This is a genomic window from Micrococcus sp. 116, from assembly GCF_902506395.1.
Taxonomy (GTDB): Bacteria; Actinomycetota; Actinomycetes; order Actinomycetales; family Micrococcaceae; genus Micrococcus; species Micrococcus luteus.
In genome coordinates this window covers 2,037,455-2,062,812 of sequence record NZ_LR732370.1, presented here as the reverse complement: position 1 = coordinate 2,062,812, position 25,358 = coordinate 2,037,455, and the positions used below count along the sequence as shown (strand labels likewise).

Below are 25,358 nucleotides of genomic sequence, written 5' to 3'. Positions count from 1 at the left end.
GAGCACCATGTCCATCCCCGCCACCGAGGTCGAGGCCCGCTGGAACGCGGCCGCCGAGCCGTTCACCGCCGTCGTCCGGGAGGTGCGGGACTGGGACGCCGCCACCCCGTGTGAGGGCTGGGACGCGCTGGACCTGCTGGACCACGTGATCGCCGGCCAGCGCGACTTCGCCGCCCGCCAGGGCCGGGAGGTGCCCCTCTTCGACGGGTCCCGCCAGCAGCTGGCCACCCAGTGGGCCAAGCACGCCGCCGCCATGTCCGCCCTCGCCGGTGACGAGGAGTTCATCATGCGGCCCATGAAGACCGCGCTCGGGGAGATGCCCGTGGGCGAGGCGTTGATCCGCTTCCACGCGTTCGACGTGATCGTGCACCGTTGGGACCTGGCCCGCTCGCAGGGCGTGGACGCGCGGTTCACGGACGCGGAGATCGACTGCGTGGAGGAGTCGCTGGAACTGTTCGGCGACGCCGCCTACACGCCCGGCATCCTGGGCGAGCCCGTCCCCGTGGCCGACGACGCCGACCGGCAGACCCGCCTGCTCGGTCGCCTGGGCCGTCGGGGCTGAGACCAGGGCAGGACCCGTCCCCGCACCCCAGGAGGCACCGTGAGCGAGTCCACCGGTTTCAGCGCCGCGGAGCAGGCCGCGATCGCCGAGCGCGCGCAGGAGCTGCGCGCCCAGCGCGGCGGCAGGAAGAAGGCCGACGCCCTGCAGGACCTGCTGGTGAAGATCGAGGAGATGCCCGAGCAGGACCGCGCCATGGCGGTGGGGGTGCACCGGATCGTCACGGAGGCGGCCCCGGAGCTCGAACCCCGCACCTGGTACGGCATGCCCGCCTACGCGCGCGGCACGGACGTGCTCGTGTTCCTGCAGGTCAGCAGCAAGTTCGGCGTGCGGTACACAACCCTCGGCTGACGTCCGGCGCAGAGTGGTCACGACACGCCGCGTCGCGCACGCGGAGACGGCGTGTCCTGACCACTCCGCGGGCTTTCCGGCCCCTCCGAGCCCGCCGGCCCCTCCGCGGCCCGGGCTGCCCGTCGCCAGCGCCGCACCGCCCACAGGGTCAGACCGCCCACGGCGAGCCAGCCCACCCCGAGCAGCACGCCGTTCACGACGCCCGGGCGCACCGCGAACGCCCCCATCGCCACGAGGGAGAGCTGCCCGGGGATCACGCCGACCGCGGTGGAGCCGGCGAAGATCCCCAGCGGCACGGCGAGCGCGCCCGCCCCGTAGTTCACGGGCCAGTACGGCAGCCCCGGGGCGACGCGCAGGGCCAGCAGGGCGAGGAACCCGGTGTCCTCGAGCCGCCGCTCCACGGTCTCGGCGTGGCGGCCGAGCCCGCGCAGGACCACCTCGCGTCCGACCGCGCGCGCGATGCCGTACGCCCCGAGCGAGCCCAGCAGGGCTCCGACGACGGACAGCACCGTCCCCTCGATCGCGCCGAAGAGCACACCGGCGGTGACCGCCATGATCGTCACGGGGATGGGGGTGAGCGCCACGGCCGCGTACAGCACGGTGAACGCCAGCCAGCTCCACCAGCCGAAGCCGTCCAGCTGGGCGCGCAGCTCGTCCACGCCGGGCAGGCGCACGGTGAGTGCCAGCCACACGAACGCCGCCACCACGAGGACGAGGGCGGCGGTGCGCAGGATCGACACCCCGCGGTGCCCTGTGCGGGCGGGCAGGGTGGAGGCGGCGCCGGAGTCGCGCGGCGGCACGGCGGTGGAGGGCATCGGCTCAGGCTACCGGCAGCCGCTCCCTCCGCATGTCCTCCCTGGCCTGCGGTCACGCCCTGCTCTGCTTTGCTGGATCACACGCGTGTGACTCATCCACACCTGTGGACAACTCTGTGGAGAACCCTGTGCACGCGGCCCGCCGGGTGTGGACGGAGGGGCTCAGACGGTGGACGCGCCGGGCGCGTCGTCACCCGGCCGCGCCTCGCCCGGCCCCGCCGCCGGCTCGTCCTCGAAGACGGGACCGCCGTCGTCCTCCCAGGCCGCGGCGGCGTCGTCGTCCCTGTCGGTCTCCTGCACCTGGTCGTGCAGGCGCTCCATGCGGGTGTCCAGGTCCGCAGCCACGCGGGCGGCGGCCACGAGCTCGGTCGCGATGTCCGGGGGCACGCCGCCGTCGAACTTGTAGTTGATCTTGTGCTCGAGCGTGGCCCAGAAGTCCATGGCGCTCGTGCGGAACTGCATCTCCACGGTCACCGGGATCGTGCCGGTGGACAGGTGGATCGGCACCTGCACGAGGCAGTGCAGGCTGCGGTAGCCCGAGGGCTTGGGCCGGGAGATGTAGTCCTCCACCTCGAGCACCCGGATGTCCGGCTGCTGCGTGAACTGGCGGAACACGCGGTACACGTCCCGGGCGAAGCTGACGATCACGCGCGCCCCGGCGATGTCCGTGACGTTGGTGCGCAGCGCGTCCAGGTCCAGGGACAGCCCGCGGGCGGAGGCCTTGCGCAGGATCGACTCCGGCGACTTCACCCGCGTGACGATGTGCTCGATGGGGTTGTAGTCGTGCAGGTGCGTGAACTCGTCCCGCAGCACCTCGAGCCGCGCCTCCACCTGGAGCAGGGCCGAGCGGTACTCGAGGTCGAAGCGCTCGACGTCTCGGCGCAGCCGCTCCAGCGCCCCTGACGCCGCGGGGGTGAGCTGCGTCAACTCGGACACGGGGGTGCCGCGCAGCGCCTCGACGTCCGCCGAGGGCGCGGGCGCGTCCGGGGAAGGGTCCTGCTCCATGGCCTCAGAGCCTACGGCGGGATCCTGCGAGACGGCAGGCCGTCCACAGGCCCGACGGCGGCCCGTCAGTCCTCGGCGGGGATCAGCACGCGCTCGAAGGCGGCGCGCTCCTCGTCGGAGACGGCCACGGGCCGCCCGGCCGCCGGGTCCACCTGCACGAACACGGCGTCGCACAGCACGCAGCGCCGCCCGTCCTGCCACAGCTCGTGGCGCAGCGTGAAGGACGTCCGGCCGATCCGCAGGATCCACACCCGCGCCGTCACCTCGGGCCCGGCGTAGACCACGGGCGCCTCGTACTGGACCTCCATGGACCGCACGACGCGCTGGACGTCCGGGGACGCCGTCGTCGTGGCCCACGCGGCCAGGGCGCGCACGCGCGCCTCCTCGGCGAGGGTGAGCAGGCGGGCGTTGTTGACGTGGCCGTAGCGGTCTTCGTCGGACCAGCGCAGCTGCAGCCCGACCTCGAACGGGGTCGGCGTGCCGGCGTCGGCGGGGGTCTCGGGGGTGGTCGGCTGCGTCACGGGGTGAACACCTTTCCTGGGTTGAGGATGCCGTGCGGGTCGAACACGGCCTTGATGCGCTGCTGGAGGTCGTGCTGGGCGTCGCCGAGCTCGTCTCGCAGGAACGCGCGCTTGAGCAGGCCCACGCCGTGTTCGCCGGTGAGCGTGCCGCCGAGTTCCAGGCCCGCGCGGAACAGCTCGCCGGCGGCCTCCCACACGTCCGCCGGGATCGACGCGGCGTCCTCGGCCGCGCCGCCCACCTGCGCCGCCGCGCCGAACAGCAGGATCGGGTGCAGGTTGCCGTCCCCGGCGTGGGCCGTGGTGGGGATGGCGACGCCGGTGCGTGCCTCGATCTCACGGATCCGCGCGAACATCTCGGCCATGCGGCTGCGCGGGACGGCCACGTCCTCCACGAGCGGGGTGCCGAGGCGCTCGAGCGCGGGGAACGCGGTGCGGCGCAGGGCCATGAGGGCCTCCCCCTCGGCGGGGTCCACGGTCACGGTGACGTCCCCGCCGTGGGCGCGCATGAGGGCGGCCATGGCCTCCCCGTCCGCCTCGGCGCCGGCGCCGTCGGCCTGCACCAGCAGGAACGCGCCGGACTCGGGCAGGGCGGCCCCGCGTTCGGGCCCCGCGTGCGCGCGCACCGCGGCGAGCGTCGCCTCGTCCATCAGCTCCATCAGGGCGGGCACGTGACCGGCCCCGGTGATCGCCTCGGCCGCGGCGGCGCCCGCGACGACGTCCGGGAAGAACCCGCCGAGCGTCACGGGCACGCCGCGCACGGCCGGCCGCAGCGCCAGCGTCGCGCCCACGATCACGCCGAGCGTGCCCTCCGAGCCGATCATCAGCGCGACCAGGTCGTAGCCGGTCACCCCCTTGACGGTGCGGTGGCCCAGCCGCAGCAGGGTGCCGTCCGCGAGCACCACGTCCAGGCCCAGCACCGCCTCGCGCGTGACGCCGTACTTGGCGCACAGCAGCCCGCCGGCGTTCATCGCGATGTTGCCGCCCACCGTGGAGATGTCCTTCGACGCGGGATCCGGGGCCCACCACAGCCCGTGCTCGGCGAGCGCGGCGTTCAGCGCCCCGTTGAGGATCCCCGGCTCGACGACGGCCACGCGGTCCGCGGGGGAGACCTCCAGGATCCGGTCCATCGCGGTCATGTCCAGGACGATCTCGCCCGCCCCCGCGACGGCGCCGCCGGCCAGCCCCGTGCCCGCTCCGCGGGTGACCAGCGGGGTGCGGGTGCCGTGCGCGATCCGGCACGCGGCCTGCACGTCCTCCACCGTCCGTGCGCGGACCACGGCCCGCGGCGCGGCGGGGGAGCGATGCCCCGAGCGGTCCGCCCGGGCGGCCTGGAGTGCGGCGGCGGAGACGTCCACGCGGCCGGGCAGCTCCGCCTGCAGGCGGGCGACGACGTCGGCGGGCGGGGCGTCTGCGGCGGGGGCCGGGGCGAGCGGTGCGGCCGGGGCGAGCGGTGCGGAGAAGTCCATGCCCACCAGTGTCGCCGATCACACGGGACGGAACGCTCGTCGGCCGGTCCGATGACGCGCCCGGCCCCGTCCCTAGACTGGCGGCCATGACCTCCCCGGACCCCGCTGCGCCGCGCCCCCGCGTCCACGTGCTCACCCTGCGCCCGGATGGAGCCCGTGAGGACACCGCCCGCCGCGTGGGCGCCGTCCTCGCCGAGGCCTTCGCCACGGACCCGTACACGCTCGGGCTCGTGCCCGAGGACCGGCGCGGGCCCCGCCTCGAGCGCAAGTTCACCGCCGCCGTGCGCCAGGGGCTGCGCGCGGGGGCCGACGGCGCCCCGCTGGGCGCCGTGGACGTCGCCGTGGACGCGGCCGACGGCACGCTGCTCGGCGCCGCCGTGTGGACCTCCCCCGCCGCCCCCCGCGGGGTCGACGTGCCGGGCCTGCTGGCGGGGCTGCCCACCGCGGTCGCCGTCCACGGCCGCCACACCCTCGCCCTGAAGCGGATCCAGGCCGCCTGCGAGCGTGCCCGCCCGGCAGGCCGGCACTGGTACCTTGAGGAGGTCGGCACCGTCCCGTCCGCCCGCGGGCGCGGGGCGGCGAGTGCGCTGGTGCGCCACGGCCAGCGCCGCGCGTCGGGTCTGCCCGTGCACCTCGAGGCGTCCGTGCCCGCCACCGTCCCGTTCTATGAGCGGCTCGGCTTCCGTGCGACCGGCCACGTGCCCGTGCCCGGGGGCGAGCCCCTGACCTGCCTGCGCTGGGAGGCCTGAGATGAGACACCCGATCCCCGACTACCTGGCGAGCCTGATCACCGAGCTCGGCGCCGTGAACCCGGGAGAGACGGCCCAGTACATCCCCGTGCTCGCGGAGGCGGACCCGGACCGCCTCGGCATCGCGCTGGCCACCCCCACCGGGCGGCTGCACTCCGCGGGGGACGCGGACGTGGAGTTCACCATCCAGTCCGCGTCCAAGCCGTTCACGTACGCGGCCGCGCTCGTGGACCGGGGCTTCGCCGCCGTGGACCGACAGGTGGGGCTGAACCCCTCGGGCGAGGCCTTCAACGAGCTCTCCCTCGAGGCGGAGTCGCACCGCCCGGACAACGCCATGATCAACGCGGGCGCGCTCGCGGTGCACCAGCTGCTGGTGGGGCCGGAGGCGAGCCGGAAGGAGCGGCTGGACCGGGCCGTGGAGATCATGTCCCTGCTCGCCGGGCGTCGGCTCGCGGTGGACCGGGAGACGTACGAGTCCGAGATGGCGGTCTCGGACCGCAACCTCTCCCTGGGGCACATGCTCCGCAGCTACGGGGTGCTGCAGGACTCGGCCGAGGAGATCGTGGCCGGGTACGTGGCGCAGTGCGCCGTGCTCGTCACCGCCAAGGACCTCGCCGTGATGGGCGCGTGTCTGGCCACCGGGGGCATCCATCCGATGACGGGTGAGCGCGTGCTGCCGTCCATCGTGGCGCGGCGCGTGGTGTCCGTGATGACCTCCTCCGGCATGTACGACGCCGCCGGGCAGTGGCTCGCCGACGTCGGGATCCCGGCCAAGTCCGGGGTGGCCGGCGGTGTGCTCGGCGCGCTGCCGGGCCGCGTGGGGATCGGCGTGTTCTCGCCGCGCCTGGACGAGGTGGGCAACTCGGCGCGCGGCGTGCTGGCGTGCCGCCGCCTCTCCGAGGACTTCCGGCTGCACCTCATGGACGGCGACAGCCTGGGCGGAACCGCCGTGCGCTTCGTGGAACGCGAGGGTGACCGCGTGTTCCTGCACCTGCAGGGCGTGATCCGGTTCGGCGGCGCCGAGGCGGTGCTGGACGCGCTCACGGACCTGCGCACCGGTGCGGAGAAGCCCGGCACCGGCTGGGACGCCGCCGTCTACCCGCGGTGGCAGGAGGCCGCGGCGGACAGCGCGGCGCTCGCGGCCGCGACCGGCGGCGGGGCGGTGTACGAGGCCGCCGCCGTGGCCGCCCAAGACGAGAACGACGGGCCCATCCGCACCGTGGTGCTCAACCTCACGCGGGTGGACCGGATCGACGACGTCGGCCGACGGCTGATCGCCGAGGGCGTGCGCCGGCTGCAGGCCGACGGCGTGCGCGTGGAGGTCGAGGATCCGGAGCGCATCCTGCCGCTGGAGGAGGCCGGCGCCCACTGAGGCGGCGGGGCGGGCAGGAGGGGGGCGCGGCGATGTTCTCCGTCTCGCTCCCTTTCGTTCAACTGCTGTTCATGTGAGAATGGGCGGTCTCATCCCTTGACTCCACCGTTCGAGGACGACCCCCCATGCCCCTTTCCACCCTCCGCGTCAGCCTGCCCTCCCTCCGCCGCACCCGCCCCGCCCCGCAGGGGGTCCGTGAGCGGATCGCGCACGCCGTCGTGTCCCGGCTGCAGCCGCGTCCCGTGCCGCCGGTGGACCGTCGGAGCCGCCTGGCGTGGCACGTCTCGGGGGCACTGCCGCTGATCGGGTGCCTGACCTCGTTCCCCATCGGCATGTCCAAGGACTCCATGGTGATCCCGGGCGTCGGCTATCAGGGCGGTTTCCCCGCGGGCTGGTCCCACGCCCTCAACCAGCCGGCGTACTTCACGTGGCTGTCCAACGCGCTGGTCGCGGGCACGTCGCTGACGCTGGCCGCGCGTCGTGAGGCGCCCACGTCGGACGCGTTCTGGGCCGTGCGCACCGCCGGCCTCGGCTCGGTGATGGTCACGGGGATCGTCTACAACGCGGTGCTGCGCGGCCGCGAACAGGACACCTTCCTCTACCGGTTCAACGACGCGCTGCAGCACATCGTCAACCCCGTGCTCGCCCCGGCGGTGTGGGCGCTGTTCGACCCCCGCGGGCAGATCACGCCGCGGCGCGCCGGGCTGGCCTCGGTCATCCCGCTGATGTGGGCGGCGGCGACCATGGCGCGCGGGCCCCGCATCGACTGGTACCCGTACCCGTTCCTCGACGTGCCGCGGCTCGGCCGACGCAGCGTGGGCGTCGTACTCGCCGGGATCCTGGCCGGCTTCACCGGGCTCATGGGTGTGCTCGGCACCGTGGACCGCCGCCTCGGCCTGGCCTGAGGGGCGGTCCCCGGCGCTGACGGCGCGTCAGTCGCCGCGGACGGCCTCGGCCACGGGCACGTCGCCGTCCACGAAGTCGATCTTCCGGCCCACCGTGCCCGGTTCGTTGAGCACGGCCACGATCGCTCGGGCGACGTTGCCGCGGCTGGCCCCACGCTGCGGGGCATCGGAGTCGGAGAGATCCGGGTCCACGGTGATGCGGCCGGACGGCTCCTCATCGGTCAGGGTGCCGGGACCGAGGATGGTCCAGGCCAGCCCGGAGTCCCGCAGCGCCTCGTCCGCCTCGGCCTTGGCCTGCGCGTAGGCGTAGAAGGGGTCGTCCTCGGGCACGTCGTGGTGCAGGGACGCGCCGAGGTAGGACACCATCACGTAGCGCCGCACGCCCGCGGCCTCGGCGGCGCGCATGCTGGCGACGGCGGCGTCGTGGTCCACGGCCCGGGTGCGCTGGGCGTCCCCGCCGCCCGCGCCCGCGGAGAACACGACGTTGTCCGCGTCGCGCAGCGCGTGGAGCAGCTCCTCCTGGTCCGCCTTCTCGATGTCCAGGACGAGCGGTTCGGCGCCGGCGGCGCGGACGTCCTCGGCGTGGTCGGGGTTGCGGATGATCGAGACGACGTCGTGGCCGGCCTCCGCCAGCAGGGGTGCGGCGAGGAGGGCCACCTTGCCGTGGCCGCCGATGATCACGGTGCGGGTCATGGGGATCTCTCCTTCGGTTCGATCGGGTGCTGGACTTCCACAGTAGGGAGAGCCCGACGCCGGTGCGAGGGTGGAGCGGCGCTCCACCACCCCACTCCTCAGCTCTCCGCCTGGCCCTGCCGCCAGTAGCCCATGAAGGAGACGTGCTTCTTCGGCACGCCGCCGGGGCCCACGCTGAGCCGGCGCAGGGCGCGCACCATCGCGGACTCCCCGGCGAGGAACACGTAGGCCTCGGGCCGTTCGTCGGCCTCGAGGGCGGCGACGGTCCACTCGCGCTCGACGGAGGCCGCGGGCGGCGCGACCGGCCCGCCGGCGTCGTCGGGGTCCACGCCCAGCAGGGCGGCGAGGCGGGCGTGCGCCCAGGACCCCGACGGCGCCCCCGGCGCCCGGCGGCCCACGTGCAGGCGCACGCGGCCCCGGTCCGTCAGCTCCGTCACGGCCCGCCAGTCCCACGGCTCGGGGACGGCCAGGCGCTCGGCGATGAGGTCGGCGGCCTGCCCGTCGTGGGGCAGCTCGAGCACGAGGTCCGCCTCGCCGTCGAACCCGCCGAACGGGTCCGCGAGCTCCTCCGCCACGGACACCAGGGCGGGGACGGCGGTCTCGTCGCCCACGGCCAGCACACGGTGCGCCCCCGTCTGCCGCCAGCCGGACCACGCCGGCGCCTCCGCCGAGGGCACCAGCACGTTCACCGCGTCCCCCGCCTGGACGGCGCGCGCCCAGCGCAGGCCCGGCCCCTGATGCGGGTCGGCGGGGTCGTCCGGGTCGCCGTGCAGCACCACGTCCACGGTCAGCGAGGGCACCTGCCGCCCGTCGAGCCGCACGAGCCCGGCCGAGCGCACCGTGTACGTGCGCATCCAGCCGCGCTCCTCCTCGGGGATGGCCAGGAACCCGGCCCGGAACCCGGCGGACAGGTCCGGGTCCGCCGATGTCCCGCCCGGTGGGGGGATCAGCAGCTTCACGTAGGCGTCCCGGCGCGGCCGCGCGCCCCGGTACAGGGCGTGCAGGTCGGCGACGCCGGGCGGCAGCAGTCCCAGCAGGTCCCCGCTGGCGGCCTCCAGGTCCGGCCCCGCCAGCACGATCCGCCGCAATCCGCGGCACGGCTGCTCCACGGACACCACGCGCGTGTGCGCCACGATCATGCCGTCGGCGCTCATCGGCGGTCCCCGTCCCCGCGCGGCAGCACCACGGGGTGGCCCAGCAGCGGGTCGGCCACCACGTCCGCGTCCAGGCCGAACACCTCGGCCAGCACCTCCGGCACGATCACCTCGCCCGGCGTGCCCTGCGCCACCACCCGGCCCGCGGCCATCGCCACGATGTGGTCCGCGCTGCGCGCCGCCAGGTTCAGCTCGTGCAGCACCGCGACGACGGTCGCCCGGCCCCCGCCGCGCGGGTCCGGGAGCGCGCGCACCAGGTCCAGCACCTCCACCTGATGGCTGAGGTCGAGGTAGCTCGTGGGCTCGTCGAGGAGCACCACCGGGGTCTGCTGGGCGAGCACGAGGGCGAGCCACGCCCGCTGCCGCTGCCCGCCGGAGAGCGTGCCGGCCTCGCGGTCGGCGAGCTCCACGAGGTCGGTGCGCTCGAGCGCCGAGGCGATCGCGGCGTCGTCGCCGGCGGCCCGGCCGCCCAGGAGCCCGCGGTGCGGGTGACGGCCGCGCGCCACGAGCTGCGCCACCGTCATGCCCTCGGGCGCCACGGGATGCTGGGGCAGCAGCGCCACGGTGCGGGCGTAGTCGCGCGCGGACACGCGGGCGGCGTCCCGGCCGAGCACCTCGATGCTCCCGGCGCGCGGGGCGAGCTGGCGGGTCAGGCCGCGCAGCAGCGTGGACTTGCCGCAGCCGTTGGCGCCGATGATCGCGGTGACGCGCCCGGCGGGCACGTCCAGGTCGAGGTCCTCGACGATCGGCGGTGCCGAGGCCGGGCCGTAGCCGAGCGTCAGGCCGCGCAGGCGGATCGCGACGTCGTCGGCGGCCCCGGCGCGCGGTGCGGCGGGGGACGGGACGGTGAGCGGGGGAGCGGTCATGCGGGGCGCACGCCTCCTGGGGTCCGGCCCTGGCGCAGCAGCAGCCAGAGCATGAGCGGGGCGCCGGCGGCGCCGGTGAGCACACCGGTGGGCAGGGCGGCGCCGGTGAGCAGGGGGACGGCCTCGCCGGCCACGAGGTCCGCGAGCAGCACGAGCGCGGCGCCCGTGAGCGCCGCCGCGGGCAGGGAGGGCAGGCCGCGGGTGAGCCCGCGCGCCACCGGGGTGGCCAGCAGCGCGACGAACGCCAGCGGCCCCACGACGGCGGTCGCCACGGCGGCCAGCACTGCGCCGAGCCCCAGCGCCGCGGCCGAGGTGGGGCGCGCTCGGGCGCCGAGGGCGTGTGCGAGGTCCGGGCCGACGTCGGCCGGGGCCAGCTGCGTGTGGAGCGCCCCCGCCAGCGGCAGGGCGGCCGCGAGCACGCCCGCGAGCAGCGCAATGCGGCCCCACGTGACGCCGTTGAGCGAGCCGGCGATCCAGACGGTGGCCGACTGCAGGTCGTGCTGGGCCAGCGAGAGCATCGCCCCGGCCACCACGGCCTGGCCCGCCGCCGCCACCGCGATGCCGGCCACCACGAACCGTTCGCCCCCCACGGAGCGGGCCGTGGCGAACACGGCGGCCACCGCCACAAGGCCGCCGATCAGTGCCGTGGCGGCGCGCATCAGGTCCGATCCTCCGCCGGTCTGCCCGGCGGTCGCCAGCATCCCCAGCACGACCGCCGCCGCGGCGCCCTGGGTGACGCCCAGGATGTCCGGCGAGGCCAGGGGGTTGCGCAGCGTGCGCCGGTAGAGCGCGCCGGCCGCGCCCAGGGCGGCGCCGGTGAGCACTGCGGCCACGGCGCGGGGCAGCTTCTCCTCCAGCACGATGAAGCTCGCTCCCGGGATCGTCTCCCCGCCCAGGATCCGCACGAGGTCCGGGACGGTCACCTGGTACGTGCCCCACACCACGCGCAGCAGGGCGAGGACCAGCACGGCCACGGCGAGGCCCGCGCAGGCCCGTCCGAGGCGGCGCCGGTCGGAGCGGCGCAGGCGGGCGACGACGTCGTCCGGGGCGGTGTGCTGGAGGTTCATGCGGCCACCCCCGGGCGGCGCAGCAGCGCCAGCAGCACGGGCACGCCGAGCAGGACGGTGGTCACCCCGAGGTGGATCTCCCCGGGCGCCACGACGAGCCGCCCGGCGAGGTCCGCGAGGATCACGAGGACGGCGCCCCACAGGGCGCAGCCGGCCATCAGGGCTCGCGTGCTCGGCGGCCGCAGACGGCGCAGCGCGTGGGGCACGAGCAGCCCCACGAACCCGACCGGCCCGGCCAGCGCCACCGCCGCGGCCGTGAGCAGCACGACCGCGCCCAGCAGCACCGCGCGCACCCGCTCCGGGCGCCCGCCCAGACCGTGCGCGAGGTCGTCGCCGAGGGCGAGGGCGTCGAGCCCGGGGGCCACGGCGACGGCGGCGAGCAGCCCGACGGCGATCACGGGCGCCAGGGCGAGCGCCTCGCCGAGGTCGGCGCGGGCCACCGTGCCCACGGCCCAGAAGCGCAGTCGGTCCTGGACCGTGGGGGAGAGCACGAGCAGCGCCGTGGTGCCGGCGGTGGCGCCGGCGGTGATCGCGGCGCCGGCCAGCACGAGCGCCATGGGGGAGGGGGCGCCGGGTGTCGTCCGGCCCCTCCGCGTGGCGGCCGCCGCCACCGCGTAGCCGAGCGCCGCCGCGACCAGCGTCCCGACGGCGGCCAGCGCCAGCACCCCGAACGTGGAGCCGGCGACGCCGAGCGCCATGCCCGCCGCCACGGCCAGCCCCGCGCCGGCGGAGAGCCCGAGCAGCCCCGGGTCGCCGAGCGGGTTGCGGGTGGCCCCCTGCAGGGCGGCGCCGGCCACGGCCAGCGCCGCCCCCACCAGCGCCCCCGTCACCACGCGGGGCACGCGGGAGGCCACGGCCGCCGCCTCGATGCCCTCCGGCACGGGGTGCCCGGTGAGGACCGCGCCCAGGGTGTCGAGCGCCGTCGTCGCCGGCACGGTGCGCGCGCCGAGGGCGACGCCGGCCACGAGCGCCGCCAGCAGCAGCGCCGCGGGCAGGGCGCCCATCAGCACGCCCGCGCGGACGCGGGCCGGGGAGGCCAGGGCCGTGGACGGCATGGGGAGGGATCAGCCCTGCGCGGTCTTCGCGGCCTCGGCGATCGGCGGGACGACCTTCTCGAGCGCGAACGGGATGGACAGCGGGGAGATCGCGGAGACGGAGAGGACCTCCTGCTCGTCCGTCTGCAGGACGAGGGCGCCGGCCTTCACGGCCGGGATCGAGCCCAGCAGGGGGTCGGACTCGATGGCCTCGCGGACCGAGTCCTGGGCGGCCCAGGAGACGAACACGTCCGACTCCAGCTCGTCCGCGCGCTCGGGCGACCACGTGAAGAAGAACGCCTGGTCCTCCGGGGAGTTCTCCGTCACCACCGGCGCCTGCTCCATGCCGAGCAGCTCGAGGAACTTCGGGCGGTTGTCCACGTCCGTGTAGATGCTGATCTGGTCCGCGGCGGCGGGGTCGATGGTGCCGTAGACGAAGGACGCGCCCTGGAGGCCCGCGTGCTTCTCGCCGGCGTCCTTGATCTGCTGCTCGAGGTCCGCGATGAGCTCCTCCGCCTCCTGCTCCTTGCCGAGCACGCGGCCGATGACCTCCGTGGACTGCTGCCACGAGGTGCCGTAGGCGGGGACGTCCTTCGGGTAGGCCACTGTGGGGGCGATCTTCGAGAGGCGGTCGTAGTCCTCCTGCGTGATGCCGGAGTAGACGGCGAGGATGACGTCCGGCTTCACGGCGGCGATCGCCTCGGCGTCGATGCCGGAGGCCTCGGACCACTGCACGGGCTTCTGGGCGCCCTCGGTCTCGGCGAGCTTCGCGTCGAACCAGTCGGTGGACTTCTCCGCGTTCCCGCCGAACTCCACGGCGGCCACGCCCACCGGCACCACCCCGAGGGCGAGGGCCACGTCCTGGTTCACCCAGGACACGGTGGCCACGCGGGCCGGGCGCTGCGGGATCTCGGTGGTGCCGTAGACGTGCTCGATGCTGCGCGGGAACGCGGCGTCCCCGCCCGCGGCGTCTGACGACGACGCACCGGCCGACGAGGACGAGGCCGAGCCTCCGGCCGGGCCGGTGGAGCACGCGGCGAGCAGGAGGGTGAGCCCGACTCCCCCGCTGGCGAGGAGGGAGCGGCGGGACAGGGGGGACGGTGCCATGGTGGTGGCCTTTCACGGTCGCGACGCGCGGGCGCCGGGCGGAGGGGGTCGGGTCTGCGGTCGGAGGATGCGTCGGCCCTGCCGGGCCGGTATTAGCAAACACCGACGTGAGGTAACTCTGGAAGATTAGGGCAACCTAACTCCCCTGTGCAATCCCGGTGAGGGGCGTCGTCGGGGGAGGTGGGCGGGATACGGTGGCCTGGTGAGCCAGAACCCCCTCCCCGCCCCGCGCGGCGACGCGCAGCGCGGCGCCGCCGACCACCACGACCGGGTCTCCGCGATGTTCGACGCCATCGCCGGCCGCTACGACCTGATGAACGCCGTCATGACATGGGGTCAGGAGCCGCGCCTGGTGCGCCGCACGGTGGCGCGGGCCAACATCCCCGCGCAGGCCCGCGTGCTCGACCTGGCCACCGGCACCGGGGACCTCGCGTTCGAGGTGCTCAAGCAGCACCCCGACGCGCAGGTGGTGGGCGCCGACATCGCCGCCGAGATGATGGAGGTCGGCCGTGCCCGCGCGGGCGGGGACCGCATCGAGTGGGTCGTCGCGGACGCCACGGACCTGCCGTTCGAGGCCGGCTCGTTCGACGCCGTGACCCACGGCTACCTGCTGCGCAACGTCGCGGACATCCCGGCGACCCTCGCCGAGCAGTTCCGTGTGCTGCGCCCGGGCGGCTGGGTCGCGGCCCTCGAGACGTCGCCGGCGCCGGACAACGTGCTCAAGCCCTTCTCCTCCTTCTACATCCACCGGGTGATGCCACAGCTGGCGAAGCTGATCGCCGACCGGCCGGAGGCCTACGCGTACCTGTCCTCCTCGACGAAGGCGTTCCACACGCCGGACGAGGTCGCGGACCTCTTCGCCGAGGCCGGCTTCGTGAACATCGGGCACGAGACCCACATGTTCGGCACCCTGGCCACGCACTGGGCCATGAAGCCGGTCGACTGACGCGGGCCACGCGGCGCGGCGTCAGCACAGGGCGGCCCCGGTGGCGCCGCCGGATGCGTCAGGGCTGTGACGAGTCACGCTGATGTCCGCAATCCGAGAAGACTCTGGGCCGACCCGGCTGATCCGCGTAGCATGGGGCTCCGTCGAGGGGGGATCCGCGCACCCCCCGGCCTCCGGTCGCCGCCCGTCCGCCATCCCCCGGAACGGCGTCGCCCCTCCGTCGCGAGGCGCTCGTCCCCCGCAGCCCGCGACGTCCGCGTGGGCACCGTGAACCGTCTCTTGAACGTAGAGGAACCTTGTGAGCCCCATCCAGAGCACCACCGGCCCGTCATCCATGGCGGAGCTGAAGAAGGTCCTGCCCGAGCTCTCGCACCCGGACGGCGCGCCGGTGCGGGTGCTCGTCGTGGACGACGAGCCGATGATCGCCGACCTGCTCTCCATGGGCTTCACCCTCTGCGGCTGGGAGGTGATCGTGGCCCACGACGGCGCGACCGCCGCCGAGCTGGGCACCGCCGGCCGTCCGGACCTGGCGATCCTGGACGTCATGCTGCCGGACATGGACGGCCTGGACGTCCTGGATCGCCTGCGCGCCCACTGGTCGGAGATGCCCGCCATGTTCCTCACCGCCAAGGACGCGACCGAGGACCGCGTGGCGGGCCTGGCCGCCGGCAGCGACGACTACGTGACCAAGCCCTTCTCCATGGAGGAGGTGCTCATCCGCGCGCACCGGCTCGTGCAGCGCTCCGGCGTGGTCTCGGGCGGCTCCGAGGTGCTCGTGGTCGGCGACCTGGTGATGAACACCCGCACCCACGAGGTGACCCGCGGCGGCGACGAGATCGAGCTGACGGCCACGCAGTACAACCTGCTGAAGTTCCTCATGGCCAACGTCCGCACGGTGCTCTCCAAGGAGCGCATCCTGCAGGACGTCTGGGGCTACGACTTCGGCGGCCGCGCGAACATCGTCGAGCTGTACATCTCCTACCTGCGGAAGAAGATCGACGCGGACCGGGATCCCATGATCCACACCATCCGCGGCGCCGGGTATGTCATCCGGCCTGCCTGAGACCGCCGCGGTCCCGTCGGGGCACGGCAGCACCCGCCGCAGGCGGCCCACGTCGCTGGCCCGACGCATCGGCGCCGGCGTCCTTCTGATCCTGATGGCCACCATCCTGGCCTACTCGTTCTACGCGGCCGGCATCACGAAGGCCCTGCTGACCGAATCCGCCTCCCGGGACGCCTCCGAAGCATGGATCCGCGCCTCGGAGCAGCTGACGGCCCCCTCGCCGGGCGGAGGGGGCGACGGCGGCCCGGGGCAGGGGGACCTCCGCGTGCCGGGCACCCTCGGCCAGCCCGAGGGCACGGTGGTCGCGCTCGTCCCGCTCTCCGGTCTGGAGGAGCATCAGCAGGACGCCCTCATCGGGCACCGGGTCGGTGACGCCGGGGAGTCCGTGCCGCTCACGGCGCGGGAGGCCCACGACCTTCTGCACGCCCTCCGGGACCGGCCGGGCGGGCCGATGCTGGACGCCGTCGTCGGCGACGTCTCCTATCGCGTCCAGGCCCAGACCCTGACCGCGCCGGGCCCCTGGGTGGCCGCGGACCAGGTGCTCGTGGTGGGGGCGCCGACGGGCGCCATGTCCGACGTCACACGGCAGGCGCTGCTCGCGGTCGCCGTCGGACTGTCCGTCACCGTCCTCACCACCGCGATCCTGGTGACCCTGTGGCTGCGTCGGGGACTGGCCCCGCTGCGCGAGGTCGCCGCCGTCGCCGAGCGGGTCGCCCAGGTGGACATGGCCCGCGCCGGGCTCGATCCGGAGGACTCACGCATGCCGCCTCGGCTCCTGCAGGGGCCGGACGAGGTGGCCGTCGTCGCCCAGGCGCTCGAACGGTTCACCGGCTCGGTCGAGGCGGCCCTGGAGCAGCGCCGCGTGCAGGAGCAGCAGATGCGCCGGTTCATGGCGGACGCCTCCCACGAGCTGCGCACGCCGCTCGCCTCGGTGCGCGGCTACGCCGAGATGATCGCGATGACGGAGGAGCTCTCCGCGGCCGGCCGGCGGTCGCTCGACCGGGTGCTGTTCCAGGCCGACCGGATGGCCGCCCTCGTGGACGACATGCTCCTGCTCGAACGGCTCGAGTCCGTCTCGCGCGGCCGGGCCATGGGCCTGGAGCCCTCCGAGGAGGTGGCGCTGGCCGAACGGGTGGATCTGTCCGAGGTGGTCCTCGAGGGGGTGATGGACGCCCGCGCGGCGTGGCCGGACCACACGTGGGTGGTGGACCTGCCCGAGGGGGTGGAGCCGGGCACCCAGCGGTCCGTCACCGGTGACCGGTCGCAGCTGGCCCGCGTGGTCGGCAACCTGCTCTCCAACGCGGCCAAGCACACCCCCGTCGGGACCACCGTCACGGCCTCCGTGCGGCAGGACCAGCCCCGGCCCGGCTTCATGCTCGTCAGCGTCCACGACGACGGCGGCGGCATCCCGGCCGACCGACACGCCACCCTCTTCCACCGCTTCGTCCGCGGCCCCGGGAAGGGCCGGACGGGCCCCCCGGGCACGGAGCCGTCCACGGGTCTGGGTCTGGCCATCGTGCGCTCGATCGCGCGCAGCCACGGCGGGGACGTGACCGTGGCGTCCGAGGGCGGGTGGACGCGTTTCGACGTCGTCGTGCCCTGCACCCCGGGGCGCGCCGGGCCGGGGGCTGCGGGCTCCTGCTGCGGCTCCGCCCGGGCCGGCCGGCCCTGACCCCGGGACGGCAACCGTTGACGTATCCCCACCCCCCTATGCGTACGGTGCCTGTGTATGACCGACAGGGTCGTCCGGGACTTCCGGCCGATCCACCCCGACGCCGGTCGGCGCAGGCCGCCGGTGAGAGGAGCACGATCATGACTGACATCCGCCGCACCGCCACCGCCCTGACCCTCGGCGCCGCCGTCGTCACCGGCCTCGGTGCCCCCGCCGCCGTCGCGCAGACCACGGCCCCGGCCACCGAGACCGCCACCACGGCACCGGCCTCCGAGTCGCCCGCCCCCCAGGAGGAGGAGAAGGACGACAACGGCAACTGGGGCCTGTGGGGCCTGGCCGGCCTGCTGGGCCTCGCGGGCCTGGCCGGTCGCCGCAAGCGTGAGGTGCACGCCGAGCCCGTGCGCCGCGACCACCACGTGGCCGGCGCGCACCGTGACCACGACGTGCACCGCGTGGACGACCGCGCCGGCGACGTGCGCACCGAGGGCGCGGACGCCCGCCGTCGCGAGGCCGACGGCACCCTGGGCGACGCCACCCGCCGCCCGGGCACCGGCGACGCCCGCTGACCCGACCCCGGCCGCCCCGAGCGGCCCGTGACCGCGACCCCCGCCCCTCCGGCGGGGGTCGCGGTGTGTCCGGGAGAGTCTCGAATGCGCCCGTCAGTCCGCGGTGTCCCCCGCCGAGGGCGCGGCGCGCAGCACCGCGTCCGTGAGGCGGTCCAGAGCCGCGGTCCCGGCCGTCCAGCGCTGCCAGTGCAGGTGCACGTCGGCCGCGCCGAGGGCCGGGATCGGCTCGAGGTCGGGGTGCCGGCCCTCGAGCACGCCCGGCGGGATCTGCACCGAGGGGAGCATGCCCCAGCCCAGCCCGAGCTCCACCGCCCGCAGATACGCGTGCACGGACGGCACGAGGTGGGTCGGCGGGTCGGCCACGGGCCGGCCGCGGGTGACGCGGCGCAGCACCGTGTGCTGCAGGCCGTCACGGGGGCCGTAGTCCACGATCGGCAGCGAGCCGAAGTCCACCCGGCCCCGCGCGTCGCGGTGCAGCTCCAGCAGGAAGGACGCGCACACCGCGTGATAGCGCATCGTGCCCAGCGGGGTGGAGGTGCACCCGGCCACGGGCGTGGGGTCGTCCGTCACGGCGGCCACGACCGCGCCGTCCCGCAGCAGGACGGCGGTGTGCTCCTGATCCTCGGACTGCATCTGCAGGACGACGTCGTCCCACGTCGCCGCCTCGCGCAGCACGGGCTCCCACCACGTGTCGAGGGAGTCCGCGTTGAGGGCCACGCGCAGCGGCACGCGGCCTCCGTCGCCGCGGCCGAGCGCGGCGAGCGCCTCGTCCTCGAGTGCGAGGGTCTGCCGGGCGAGACGGAGCAGGCGCTCTCCGGCCGCGGTCGGCCGGACGGGGACGGTGCGGGCCAGGAGCACCTGGCCCACCTGCCGCTCGAGGGCCTTGATCCGCTGCGAGAAGGCCGAGCCGGAGATCCGCAGGGAGTCCGCGGCGGCGTCGAAGGTGCCGTGGTCGACGGCCGCGACGAGGGCGCGCAGGTGGTCGGAGTTCATGCGGTCCAGGGTAGGGGTGGTCATGAAGGATGTCTTCAGATCTTGAAGAAGATCGCGATGGCACGGACGTGGGACGGCTCCTATCCTCGCTCGGTGACCATCTTCGCCACCGGATTCCTGACCTACCTCGCCCTCATCGTCGCCATCGGCGCGCAGACCCTGTTCCTGCTGCGCCAGATCGTCCGACGCGACCGCGTGTGGACCGTCCTGACCGTGTGCTTCGTGGCCGATGTGGCGCTGCTCGTGCTCGGCGCCGGCGGCGTGGGCGTGGTGGCCGAACGCTGGCCGTGGCTCGTGCCCGCGCTGACCGTGGCCGGCGTGGTCTACCTCCTCGCGTTCGCCGTGGGCGCGCTGCGCTCCGCCTGGCGCGGGGACCGGACCCTCACCACCGCGGCCGCGGACGTCGAGGGGACCGGGCACGGCCCTGACCGCATCGACCTCGCGGTCCTCACCGGCGAGCTGCCGCTGATCGACCCGGCGACCGGCCGCCTGGCCGATCGCGAGCCGGCCGGGGCCGGCGTCGGCCGTCACGACGACGGCGCGCCCGGCTTCGGCGCCCCCTCGGGCGGCGGGTCGGTGGCGGTGCGGCAGCGCGTGCAGCCGCGCCGCGTGGCGCTGGACCGCCCGCAGACGCCGCTGCCGCGGATCATCCTGCTGGCGCTGTCCGTCTCCCTGGTGAACCCGCACGCCATCCTCGACACCGTGGTGATGATGGGCACCTTCGCGCAGACGTTCGGGGCGGCGAAGTGGGTGTACGTGGGCGGCGCGGTGGCGGCCTCGCTCGTCTGGTTCACCGCGCTCGGCTGGGGCGGCACCAAGCTCGCCCCGTCCATGGACTCGGCGCGGACGTGGCGGATCGTGGACGCCGTGGTGGGCGTGCTCATGCTGGGAATCGCCGTGAAGGTGGGGCTCACGCTCCTCTGAGCCGCCCGGGGAGGATGATGGGGGCATGAGTCCTTCCCCCTCCGACTCCGCCCGCACGCCGACCGTCGCGGGCGGGGAGGTCATCCGCGTCTCCGCCGTCGTGCTGGCCCGCCCGGACCGCCGCGTGCTGACCGTCCGCAAGGCCGGCACCGCCATGTTCATGTTCCCCGGCGGCAAGCACCTGCCCGGCGAGGCCGCCGTGGACACCGCCGTCCGCGAGGTGGCCGAGGAGACCGGGTTGCGCCTGCGCCCGGACGAGCTGACCCGCCTCGGTGCGTGGGACACCGCCGCGGCCAACGAGCCCGGTGCCGCCCTGCACTCGGAGGTGTTCGCGCTGTGGCGGCCCGTCGCCCGGCACGAGGTCCCCGAGCCGACGGACGAGATCGTCGAGCTGCACTGGATGGACCCCGCCGCCCCGGCCGCACCGGGCGGGCACGGCGTGGCCCCGCTGCTGCACCCCGTGCTGGCCGCCGTCGCCGCCACGCCCCCGTTCTGACGTCCTGGCGGGCCGGCCGGCCCGCGCTGATGTCCGCCCCGGCCACTAGCCTGGCCCGGTGACGTCGCTGCTCCGCATCCTGCGCCTTGCGCCCCAGCTCCACCGCCTCTACCTCGGCATCGCCGTCAGCTCCGTGCTGGCCGCGGTGCTGGCCCTGGCCACCCCGTTCCTGATCGGTGCGGCCACGGACCGGATCGTCGCCGCCGTCGCGGGGGAGACCGACGTGGCCGAGGCCGTCACCGCGGTGACCTGGCTGGCGGTCGCGTTCCTCGCCGTCGAGGTGGCGACCACCCTGGTGGTGAGCGTCGGCGGCTACTGGGGCGACGTGATGGCCGCACGCATGCGCACCATCCTCTCCACGCGGTACTTCGAGCAGCTGCTGCACCTGCCCCAGCGGTACTTCGACACCGCGATCACCGGGCGGGTCGTCAACCGGTTGAACCGCACCATCAACGAGCTCACCCAGTTCCTGCAGTTCTTCGCGAACAACGCGTTCACCATGCTCATCACCACCGCCGCGGTGCTCGTGATCACCGCGTTCTACTGGTGGCCGCTGGCGATCCTGCTGGCCGTCGTCTTCCCCGTGTACATGTGGCTCACCGCCCGCACCTCCGCGAAGTGGCAGGTGTGGGAGGGGGAGAAGAACACGGAGGTGGACATCGCCTCGGGGCGGTTCGCCGAGGTGGTCTCTCAGATGTCCGTGGTGCGGGCCTACAACCGGCAGGACCACGAGCTCACCGGGTTCCGCGACCGGTTCCTGCGGACCGTGGGGATCACCCGGCAGCAGTCCCGGTTCTGGCACGGCATGGACGCCGGGCGGCGGCTCGCCCTGAACGTGGCCTTCGGCGCGATGTACCTGATCGTGTTCGTCCGCACCGCGCAGGGCCTGTTCTCCGTGGGCGACATGGTGATCCTCCTGCAGCTGATGAACATGGCCCGGCAGCCGATCTTCTCCATGAGCTTCCTCGTGGACTCCGCCCAGCGGGCCGTCGCCGGGTCGAAGGACTACTTCGAGGTGCTCGCCGAGGAGCGCGAGCGGGCCGGCGGGGCGGCGCTCGCGGTGGCGGGTGCGGAGGCGCCGCGCACGCCGGCGGAGCCGCGGGCCGACGTCGTGCCGGGTGCGCCGGGCGTCCCCGCGGACGTGCCGGCCGTGCGCTTCGACGAGGTCTCCTTCGCCTACGACGCCGACGCCTCCCGCCCCGTGCTGGACCGCGTGTCCTTCGACATCCCGCGGGGTGCCAGGGTGGCGCTCGTGGGCGAGTCGGGCGGCGGGAAGTCGACCATCGCGCACCTGCTGCTGGGTCTGTACCCGGTGACGAGCGGACGCATCGAGGTGTTCGGACAGGATGTCGCCGGGCTGGACCTGGCCGCGCTGCGCGGGCGGATCGCCACCGTGTTCCAGGAGCCGAGCCTGTTCTCCGGGACGGTGCGCGAGAACATCGCCTACGCGGACGCCGGCGCCTCCAACGAACGCGTCCGGGCCGCCGCCAAGGCCGCGTACGCGCACCGGTTCGTGGAGGCGTTCGACGACGGCTACGAACAGGTGATCGGCGAGCGCGGGCTGCGGCTGTCCGGCGGGCAGAGGCAGCGGATCGCGGTGGCGCGGGCCGTGCTCAAGGACGCACCGATCCTCGTGCTGGACGAGGCCACCTCCGCACTGGACACGAAGTCCGAACGGCTCGTGCAGGCGGCCCTCGAGGACCTGATGGTGGGGCGGTCGAGCCTGATCGTGGCGCACCGGCTGAGCACGATCGCGTCCGTCGACCGGATCGTCACGCTGCGCGGCGGGCAGGTGCAGGAGATCGGGACCCCGGCCGAGCTGGCCGAGTCAGGCGGGATCTACGCGCAGCTGCTCGAGCTGCAGAGGGCCGGCACCCAGGAGGCCCGGAAGATGCTGAAGGAGTACGGGCTGAGCGGATGATCCCGGAATCTTCTGCGGATCCGACCCTTCCGAGCGCTGCGCGGCGGCCCAGAAGGGTCAGATGTGCAACGGATTCCCAGCGCGCGGCAGGACGTCCACGACGACGTCGGCCCGACGCCTCCGCAGGGCCTGTGGACAACCGGGCCCGCCGACGTCGGGAGCGAGCAGGATCGGGGCCATGCGCGTGCCCGGACCCTTCCCCGCCCACCTCCAGGACGCCCCGTTCACGCGGGCGCAGGCGCTGGCCGCCGGGGTGTCCGGGTCGCGGCTGCGCAGCCGGGACGTCGAACGCGTCGCGCACGGCCACTACCGCTGGATCGGCCCCGTCACCGGGGCGACGCCGCCCGCGCGTCCCCTCGCCACCGAGCTGTCCCGGCTGCAGGACCTGGCGGCGATGCGTCCCGACGTCGTGGTGACCGGAGAGTCCGTGGCCCGGTTGCTGGGCTGGCCCCTCCCGGACGACGTGAAGGCCCGGGTGCGTCCTACCGTCCTGCGGTCCCGCACCCGCCGGGTGCTACGGGAGCCCGGCGTGCGCACCCGGCTCGTGGACCTGGACCGCGTCCTCGTGCGGAGGGACCGGCTGCACGGGCTGCGATGGACCTCGCACGCCGACACCTGGTTCCACCTGGCCACCGTCCTGGACCGAGACGCGCTCGTGGCGGTGGGGGATCGGCTGGCACGGGAGGACGAACGGCGGGGGAAGGTCGCGCTGGCCACCCGCCGGGAGCTCGGCGCCGCGCTCGAGCGGCACACCGGCGAGGCCGGGATCGTGCGGGCGCGGGAGGCGCTCGCGCTCGTGCGCACCGGTTCCGACTCCCCGGCCGAGACCGAACTGCGCCTGGCGCTGATGGCCGCGGGGCTGCCCGAGCCGGACCTGCAGATCGAGCTCTGGGACCCGGACTACTCGCTGTGGCACCCCGCCAGCGCGGACCTCGGCTACCGGTGGTGGCGGATCGCGATCCACTACGAGGGCAAGACCCACGACGGCGCCGCGCAGGTCGGCAAGGACACCCGCCGGGACGCGGTGTTCCTGCGTCAGGGCTGGCTCAACATCCGGGTGGCGGGGACGGACCGGTGGCGGGGATTCGTCGAGACGGCGGGGCTGGTGCGGGCCGCGATCGCGGAGCGTGGCGGTCTCGACGCCGGTGGCGCGGAGGATCGTCTGCGGAACTGACCCTTCTGGGGCGGGAGCGGACGTCCAGAAGGGTCAGGGGCGCAGAAGATTCCGGAAGGCCGACGACGGCGCCGCGTCACGCGACGACGCACCGCGGTCGCGCTCCTACCATGACGGGATGACCGCACCGGATCCCGCCCCCACCGACGCCCGCCGCGCGGAAGACCGCTCCGCACGCATCGCCGTCACCGTCTTCCCGCTGCTGGTGCTCGCCGCCGCGCTCGTGGGCTTCCTCGCCCCGACCGCCGCGAAGACGCTGCTGCCCCAGGTCAACCTGTTCCTCGGGATCATCATGTTCGGCATGGGCCTGACGCTGACCCTTCCGGACTTCGGCCTCGTCGCCCGCCGGCCGCTGCCCGTGCTGCTGGGCGTGGTGGCGCAGTACGCGATCATGCCGCTGCTGGGGCTCGGCGTCGCCGTCGTGCTCCAGCTGCCGCCCGAGCTCGCGGCGGGCGTGATCCTCGTGGGCTCGGCCCCGGGCGGCACGTCCTCGAACGTGGTCAGCTACCTCGCCCGCGCCGACACCGCCCTCTCCGTGGCCATGACCTCCGTGTCCACGCTCCTGGCCCCGCTGCTCACGCCGTTGCTCACCCTGTGGCTGGCCGGCCAGTACATGGCCGTCGACGGCGGCGCCATGGCGAAGTCCATCGTGAACATCGTGCTCCTGCCGGTCCTGGGCGGACTCGTCGTGCGCCTGCTGCTGCGCCGCGTCGTCGACCGCGTGCTGCCCGCCCTGCCGTGGGTCTCGGTGGTGTTCATCGCGCTGGTGGTGGCCGCCGTCGTCGGCAACAGCGCCTCCCGCGTGCTGTCGGCGGGCCTGCTGGTGTTCGCAGCGGTGGTGCTGCACAACGGGCTCGGCTACCTGCTCGGCTACGGCGCGGCGAAGCTGTTCCGGCTGCCCACGCCCGTGGCGCGCACGGTCTCGATCGAGGTCGGCATGCAGAACTCGGGCCTGGCCGCGGGCCTCGCCGCGCAGTACATCTCGCCGGCGGCAGCCCTGCCGGGCGCCGTGTTCTCGATCTGGCATAACCTCTCCGGGGCCGTGCTCGCGATGGCCTACCGCCGTTCCGACGGCCGGCGCGCCGCGCAGGAGTGAGGGCCGCGGCGCAGGTCAGCCCTGCGCGGGCGGCTCGTTGATTTGGAACGTGGCCCCGGCGGGGTCCTGCACGGTGGTGACGCGGCCGAACGGGGAGTCCTGGGGGCCGTCCAGGACCGTGCCGCCGTGCTCGCGGATCACCTCGAGCGCGCGGTCCGTGTCCGCGACGGCGATGTACATGCGCCAGTACCCCACCGCGTTCGGCGGCAGCCAGGCCCGCGCGTCGCACAGGCCCGCGGTCGCGCGGTCGAACGGGTGGTTCGTCGCGTAGCGGGGGCCGTCGTGGGCCGCGTCCTCGGCGTCGGCCGCGGTCTGCGTGTCCTCCGGGGCGCCGTCGTCCCCCAGCGGGGTGGGCTGCCAGCCGGCCACGGCGCGGTAGAACTCGGCGGACTCGTCGAAGCGGGTCGTCATGAGCTCGAACCACACGGAGGTGCCGGGGGTGAGCGGCAGGTCATGGCCGGCCAAGGTGCCGGACTGCCAGAAGCCCACCACCTCGTGGCCCGGGCCCTCGGCCATGGCCATCACACCGAGGTCGCCGACGGGCATGGCGTCCACGAGCACGGCGCCGCCGTTCTCCCGCACGGCGGTGAGGGTGGCGTCCATGTCCTGTGTGCGCAGGTACACGGTCCACGCGGCGGGCGGGGCGTCCTCGCCGGTCATCTGCGAGAGCTGGTCGGCGTCCATGGCGCCGCCCACGGAGGCGCCGTCCTTGGTGATCATGCGGTAGTGGCCGAACTCCTCGCCGGAGTCGGTGAAGGACCAGCCGAAGAGGGCCTCGTAGAAGGCCTGCTGGCGGGCGAAGTCGGGGGCGGTGTAGTCGATCCAGGCGGGGGAGCCGGCGGG

At 74.8% G+C, this 25,358-nt stretch carries 26 protein-coding genes; 14 read left to right on the top strand and 12 right to left on the bottom strand.

Going from position 1 to position 25,358, the window contains the following annotated elements:
* Nucleotides 1-7 precede the first annotated feature (7 nt).
* Both CITRIK5_RS09660 and CITRIK5_RS09655 read left to right on the top strand, forming a co-directional pair.
* Entirely contained in the window at nt 8-562 is a 555-nt protein-coding gene (locus CITRIK5_RS09660) for a TIGR03086 family metal-binding protein (protein WP_036339014.1), read from the top strand.
* A gap of 39 nt (nt 563-601) precedes the next feature.
* Nucleotides 602-910 (top strand): hypothetical protein, encoded by a 309-nt coding sequence (locus CITRIK5_RS09655; protein WP_036314546.1) that lies wholly within the window; start codon nt 602-604, stop codon nt 908-910.
* A 17-nt stretch (nt 911-927) separates the two neighbouring features.
* On the opposite strand, the gene CITRIK5_RS09650 is transcribed toward CITRIK5_RS09655, so the two are convergent.
* The 4 genes from CITRIK5_RS09650 to CITRIK5_RS09635 all read right to left on the bottom strand — a co-directional run bounded on the left by CITRIK5_RS09650 (nt 928) and on the right by CITRIK5_RS09635 (nt 4,717).
* Complete coding sequence (locus tag CITRIK5_RS09650; RefSeq protein WP_020624722.1) at nt 928-1,725, bottom strand: TVP38/TMEM64 family protein; 798 nt, start codon at nt 1,723-1,725, stop codon at nt 928-930.
* 162 nt (nt 1,726-1,887) lie between these two features.
* Nucleotides 1,888-2,730: a GTP pyrophosphokinase family protein gene (locus tag CITRIK5_RS09645; RefSeq protein ID WP_036314511.1), complete on the bottom strand. Its 843-nt coding sequence runs from the start codon at nt 2,728-2,730 to the stop codon at nt 1,888-1,890.
* 65 nt (nt 2,731-2,795) lie between these two features.
* Nucleotides 2,796-3,251, bottom strand: coding sequence for a thioesterase family protein (locus CITRIK5_RS09640; protein WP_060974353.1), 456 nt, complete (start codon nt 3,249-3,251; stop codon nt 2,796-2,798).
* Nucleotides 3,248-4,717 carry an FAD-linked oxidase C-terminal domain-containing protein gene (locus CITRIK5_RS09635; RefSeq protein WP_268259801.1) on the bottom strand — a complete coding sequence of 490 codons (1,470 nt, stop codon included), beginning with the start codon at nt 4,715-4,717 and terminating at the stop codon, nt 3,248-3,250. Before CITRIK5_RS09635 ends, CITRIK5_RS09640 begins: the two co-directional genes overlap by 4 nt.
* Nucleotides 4,718-4,803: 86 nt before the next feature.
* Between CITRIK5_RS09635 and CITRIK5_RS09630 the strand changes: the two genes are divergently transcribed.
* The 3 genes from CITRIK5_RS09630 (at nt 4,804) to CITRIK5_RS09620 (ending at nt 7,743) form a co-directional block, all read left to right on the top strand.
* Nucleotides 4,804-5,466, top strand: coding sequence for a GNAT family N-acetyltransferase (locus CITRIK5_RS09630; protein ID WP_061866755.1), 663 nt, complete (start codon nt 4,804-4,806; stop codon nt 5,464-5,466).
* Between the two features lies 1 nt (nt 5,467).
* Nucleotides 5,468-6,838 carry a glutaminase A gene (glsA, locus tag CITRIK5_RS09625; protein ID WP_036339005.1) on the top strand — a complete coding sequence of 457 codons (1,371 nt, stop codon included), beginning with the start codon at nt 5,468-5,470 and terminating at the stop codon, nt 6,836-6,838.
* A gap of 125 nt (nt 6,839-6,963) precedes the next feature.
* A complete protein-coding gene (locus CITRIK5_RS09620) occupies nt 6,964-7,743 on the top strand; it encodes a Pr6Pr family membrane protein (protein WP_036339002.1) in 780 nt (259 codons plus the stop codon).
* A gap of 27 nt (nt 7,744-7,770) precedes the next feature.
* On the opposite strand, the gene CITRIK5_RS09615 is transcribed toward CITRIK5_RS09620, so the two are convergent.
* The 6 genes from CITRIK5_RS09615 to CITRIK5_RS09590 all read right to left on the bottom strand — a co-directional run bounded on the left by CITRIK5_RS09615 (nt 7,771) and on the right by CITRIK5_RS09590 (nt 13,664).
* The gene (locus CITRIK5_RS09615; protein WP_036314501.1) at nt 7,771-8,436 is read right to left on the bottom strand and encodes an SDR family oxidoreductase; all 666 of its coding nucleotides are present in this window, start codon (nt 8,434-8,436) and stop codon (nt 7,771-7,773) included.
* A 98-nt stretch (nt 8,437-8,534) separates the two neighbouring features.
* The gene (locus CITRIK5_RS09610) at nt 8,535-9,590 is read right to left on the bottom strand and encodes a siderophore-interacting protein (RefSeq protein WP_036314499.1); all 1,056 of its coding nucleotides are present in this window, start codon (nt 9,588-9,590) and stop codon (nt 8,535-8,537) included.
* Complete coding sequence (locus tag CITRIK5_RS09605; RefSeq protein WP_036314497.1) at nt 9,587-10,456, bottom strand: ABC transporter ATP-binding protein; 870 nt, start codon at nt 10,454-10,456, stop codon at nt 9,587-9,589. The genes CITRIK5_RS09610 and CITRIK5_RS09605 overlap by 4 nt, the downstream gene beginning before the upstream one ends.
* Entirely contained in the window at nt 10,453-11,523 is a 1,071-nt protein-coding gene (locus CITRIK5_RS09600) for an iron chelate uptake ABC transporter family permease subunit (RefSeq protein WP_036314495.1), read from the bottom strand. Before CITRIK5_RS09600 ends, CITRIK5_RS09605 begins: the two co-directional genes overlap by 4 nt.
* Nucleotides 11,520-12,578 (bottom strand): iron ABC transporter permease, encoded by a 1,059-nt coding sequence (locus CITRIK5_RS09595; RefSeq protein ID WP_036314493.1) that lies wholly within the window; start codon nt 12,576-12,578, stop codon nt 11,520-11,522. Before CITRIK5_RS09595 ends, CITRIK5_RS09600 begins: the two co-directional genes overlap by 4 nt.
* A 9-nt stretch (nt 12,579-12,587) precedes the next feature.
* Complete coding sequence (locus CITRIK5_RS09590) at nt 12,588-13,664, bottom strand: ABC transporter substrate-binding protein (RefSeq protein ID WP_036314491.1); 1,077 nt, start codon at nt 13,662-13,664, stop codon at nt 12,588-12,590.
* Between the two features lie 202 nt (nt 13,665-13,866).
* On the opposite strand from CITRIK5_RS09590, the gene CITRIK5_RS09585 reads away from it, so the two are divergent.
* The 4 genes from CITRIK5_RS09585 (at nt 13,867) to CITRIK5_RS09570 (ending at nt 17,911) form a co-directional block, all read left to right on the top strand.
* Nucleotides 13,867-14,610 (top strand): ubiquinone/menaquinone biosynthesis methyltransferase, encoded by a 744-nt coding sequence (locus tag CITRIK5_RS09585; RefSeq protein ID WP_036314489.1) that lies wholly within the window; start codon nt 13,867-13,869, stop codon nt 14,608-14,610.
* Between the two features lie 334 nt (nt 14,611-14,944).
* Nucleotides 14,945-15,673, top strand: coding sequence for a response regulator transcription factor (locus CITRIK5_RS09580; protein ID WP_036314541.1), 729 nt, complete (start codon nt 14,945-14,947; stop codon nt 15,671-15,673).
* A gap of 94 nt (nt 15,674-15,767) precedes the next feature.
* On the top strand, nt 15,768-17,345 hold the full coding sequence (locus tag CITRIK5_RS09575) for a HAMP domain-containing sensor histidine kinase (RefSeq protein ID WP_223247485.1): 1,578 nt from the start codon (nt 15,768-15,770) through the stop codon (nt 17,343-17,345).
* A 140-nt stretch (nt 17,346-17,485) separates the two neighbouring features.
* Complete coding sequence (locus CITRIK5_RS09570) at nt 17,486-17,911, top strand: WGxxGxxG family protein (RefSeq protein ID WP_061866758.1); 426 nt, start codon at nt 17,486-17,488, stop codon at nt 17,909-17,911.
* A 93-nt stretch (nt 17,912-18,004) separates the two neighbouring features.
* On the opposite strand, the gene CITRIK5_RS09565 is transcribed toward CITRIK5_RS09570, so the two are convergent.
* On the bottom strand, nt 18,005-18,928 hold the full coding sequence (locus CITRIK5_RS09565; protein ID WP_084776531.1) for an ArgP/LysG family DNA-binding transcriptional regulator: 924 nt from the start codon (nt 18,926-18,928) through the stop codon (nt 18,005-18,007).
* A 69-nt stretch (nt 18,929-18,997) separates the two neighbouring features.
* On the opposite strand from CITRIK5_RS09565, the gene CITRIK5_RS09560 reads away from it, so the two are divergent.
* The 5 genes from CITRIK5_RS09560 (at nt 18,998) to CITRIK5_RS09540 (ending at nt 24,515) form a co-directional block, all read left to right on the top strand.
* On the top strand, nt 18,998-19,828 hold the full coding sequence (locus CITRIK5_RS09560; RefSeq protein WP_231862037.1) for a LysE/ArgO family amino acid transporter: 831 nt from the start codon (nt 18,998-19,000) through the stop codon (nt 19,826-19,828).
* Between the two features lie 25 nt (nt 19,829-19,853).
* A complete protein-coding gene (locus CITRIK5_RS09555; RefSeq protein WP_061866760.1) occupies nt 19,854-20,324 on the top strand; it encodes an NUDIX domain-containing protein in 471 nt (156 codons plus the stop codon).
* A gap of 58 nt (nt 20,325-20,382) precedes the next feature.
* Nucleotides 20,383-22,245 carry an ABC transporter ATP-binding protein gene (locus tag CITRIK5_RS09550; protein WP_061873187.1) on the top strand — a complete coding sequence of 621 codons (1,863 nt, stop codon included), beginning with the start codon at nt 20,383-20,385 and terminating at the stop codon, nt 22,243-22,245.
* Between the two features lie 178 nt (nt 22,246-22,423).
* Nucleotides 22,424-23,419, top strand: coding sequence for a hypothetical protein (locus tag CITRIK5_RS09545; protein WP_123244128.1), 996 nt, complete (start codon nt 22,424-22,426; stop codon nt 23,417-23,419).
* Nucleotides 23,420-23,537: 118 nt separating this feature from the next.
* On the top strand, nt 23,538-24,515 hold the full coding sequence (locus CITRIK5_RS09540; RefSeq protein ID WP_036382369.1) for a bile acid:sodium symporter family protein: 978 nt from the start codon (nt 23,538-23,540) through the stop codon (nt 24,513-24,515).
* Between the two features lie 15 nt (nt 24,516-24,530).
* Here the strand turns inward: CITRIK5_RS09540 and CITRIK5_RS09535 are convergent.
* Nucleotides 24,531-25,358: VOC family protein (locus CITRIK5_RS09535; protein ID WP_159833597.1), on the bottom strand; the 828-nt coding region annotated here is incomplete at its 5' end.

What these genes read in the sequence shown, in the direction of transcription:
- CITRIK5_RS09600 (WP_036314495.1), bottom strand. Translation starts at nt 11,523, where the DNA reads ATGAACCTCCAGCACACCGCCCCGGACGACGTCGTCGCCCGCCTGCGC.
- CITRIK5_RS09660 (WP_036339014.1), top strand. Translation starts at nt 8, where the DNA reads ATGTCCATCCCCGCCACCGAGGTCGAGGCCCGCTGGAACGCGGCCGCC.
- CITRIK5_RS09540 (WP_036382369.1), top strand. Translation starts at nt 23,538, where the DNA reads ATGACCGCACCGGATCCCGCCCCCACCGACGCCCGCCGCGCGGAAGAC.
- CITRIK5_RS09580 (WP_036314541.1), top strand. Translation starts at nt 14,945, where the DNA reads ATGGCGGAGCTGAAGAAGGTCCTGCCCGAGCTCTCGCACCCGGACGGC.
- CITRIK5_RS09565 (WP_084776531.1), bottom strand. Translation starts at nt 18,928, where the DNA reads ATGACCACCCCTACCCTGGACCGCATGAACTCCGACCACCTGCGCGCC.
- CITRIK5_RS09630 (WP_061866755.1), top strand. Translation starts at nt 4,804, where the DNA reads ATGACCTCCCCGGACCCCGCTGCGCCGCGCCCCCGCGTCCACGTGCTC.
- CITRIK5_RS09555 (WP_061866760.1), top strand. Translation starts at nt 19,854, where the DNA reads ATGAGTCCTTCCCCCTCCGACTCCGCCCGCACGCCGACCGTCGCGGGC.
- CITRIK5_RS09610 (WP_036314499.1), bottom strand. Translation starts at nt 9,590, where the DNA reads ATGAGCGCCGACGGCATGATCGTGGCGCACACGCGCGTGGTGTCCGTG.
- CITRIK5_RS09595 (WP_036314493.1), bottom strand. Translation starts at nt 12,578, where the DNA reads ATGCCGTCCACGGCCCTGGCCTCCCCGGCCCGCGTCCGCGCGGGCGTG.
- CITRIK5_RS09570 (WP_061866758.1), top strand. Translation starts at nt 17,486, where the DNA reads ATGACTGACATCCGCCGCACCGCCACCGCCCTGACCCTCGGCGCCGCC.
- CITRIK5_RS09575 (WP_223247485.1), top strand. Translation starts at nt 15,768, where the DNA reads ATGGCCACCATCCTGGCCTACTCGTTCTACGCGGCCGGCATCACGAAG.
- CITRIK5_RS09605 (WP_036314497.1), bottom strand. Translation starts at nt 10,456, where the DNA reads ATGACCGCTCCCCCGCTCACCGTCCCGTCCCCCGCCGCACCGCGCGCC.
- CITRIK5_RS09590 (WP_036314491.1), bottom strand. Translation starts at nt 13,664, where the DNA reads ATGGCACCGTCCCCCCTGTCCCGCCGCTCCCTCCTCGCCAGCGGGGGA.
- CITRIK5_RS09620 (WP_036339002.1), top strand. Translation starts at nt 6,964, where the DNA reads ATGCCCCTTTCCACCCTCCGCGTCAGCCTGCCCTCCCTCCGCCGCACC.
- CITRIK5_RS09650 (WP_020624722.1), bottom strand. Translation starts at nt 1,725, where the DNA reads ATGCCCTCCACCGCCGTGCCGCCGCGCGACTCCGGCGCCGCCTCCACC.
- CITRIK5_RS09615 (WP_036314501.1), bottom strand. Translation starts at nt 8,436, where the DNA reads ATGACCCGCACCGTGATCATCGGCGGCCACGGCAAGGTGGCCCTCCTC.
- CITRIK5_RS09635 (WP_268259801.1), bottom strand. Translation starts at nt 4,717, where the DNA reads ATGGACTTCTCCGCACCGCTCGCCCCGGCCGCACCGCTCGCCCCGGCC.
- glsA (WP_036339005.1), top strand. Translation starts at nt 5,468, where the DNA reads ATGAGACACCCGATCCCCGACTACCTGGCGAGCCTGATCACCGAGCTC.
- CITRIK5_RS09645 (WP_036314511.1), bottom strand. Translation starts at nt 2,730, where the DNA reads ATGGAGCAGGACCCTTCCCCGGACGCGCCCGCGCCCTCGGCGGACGTC.
- CITRIK5_RS09545 (WP_123244128.1), top strand. Translation starts at nt 22,424, where the DNA reads ATGCGCGTGCCCGGACCCTTCCCCGCCCACCTCCAGGACGCCCCGTTC.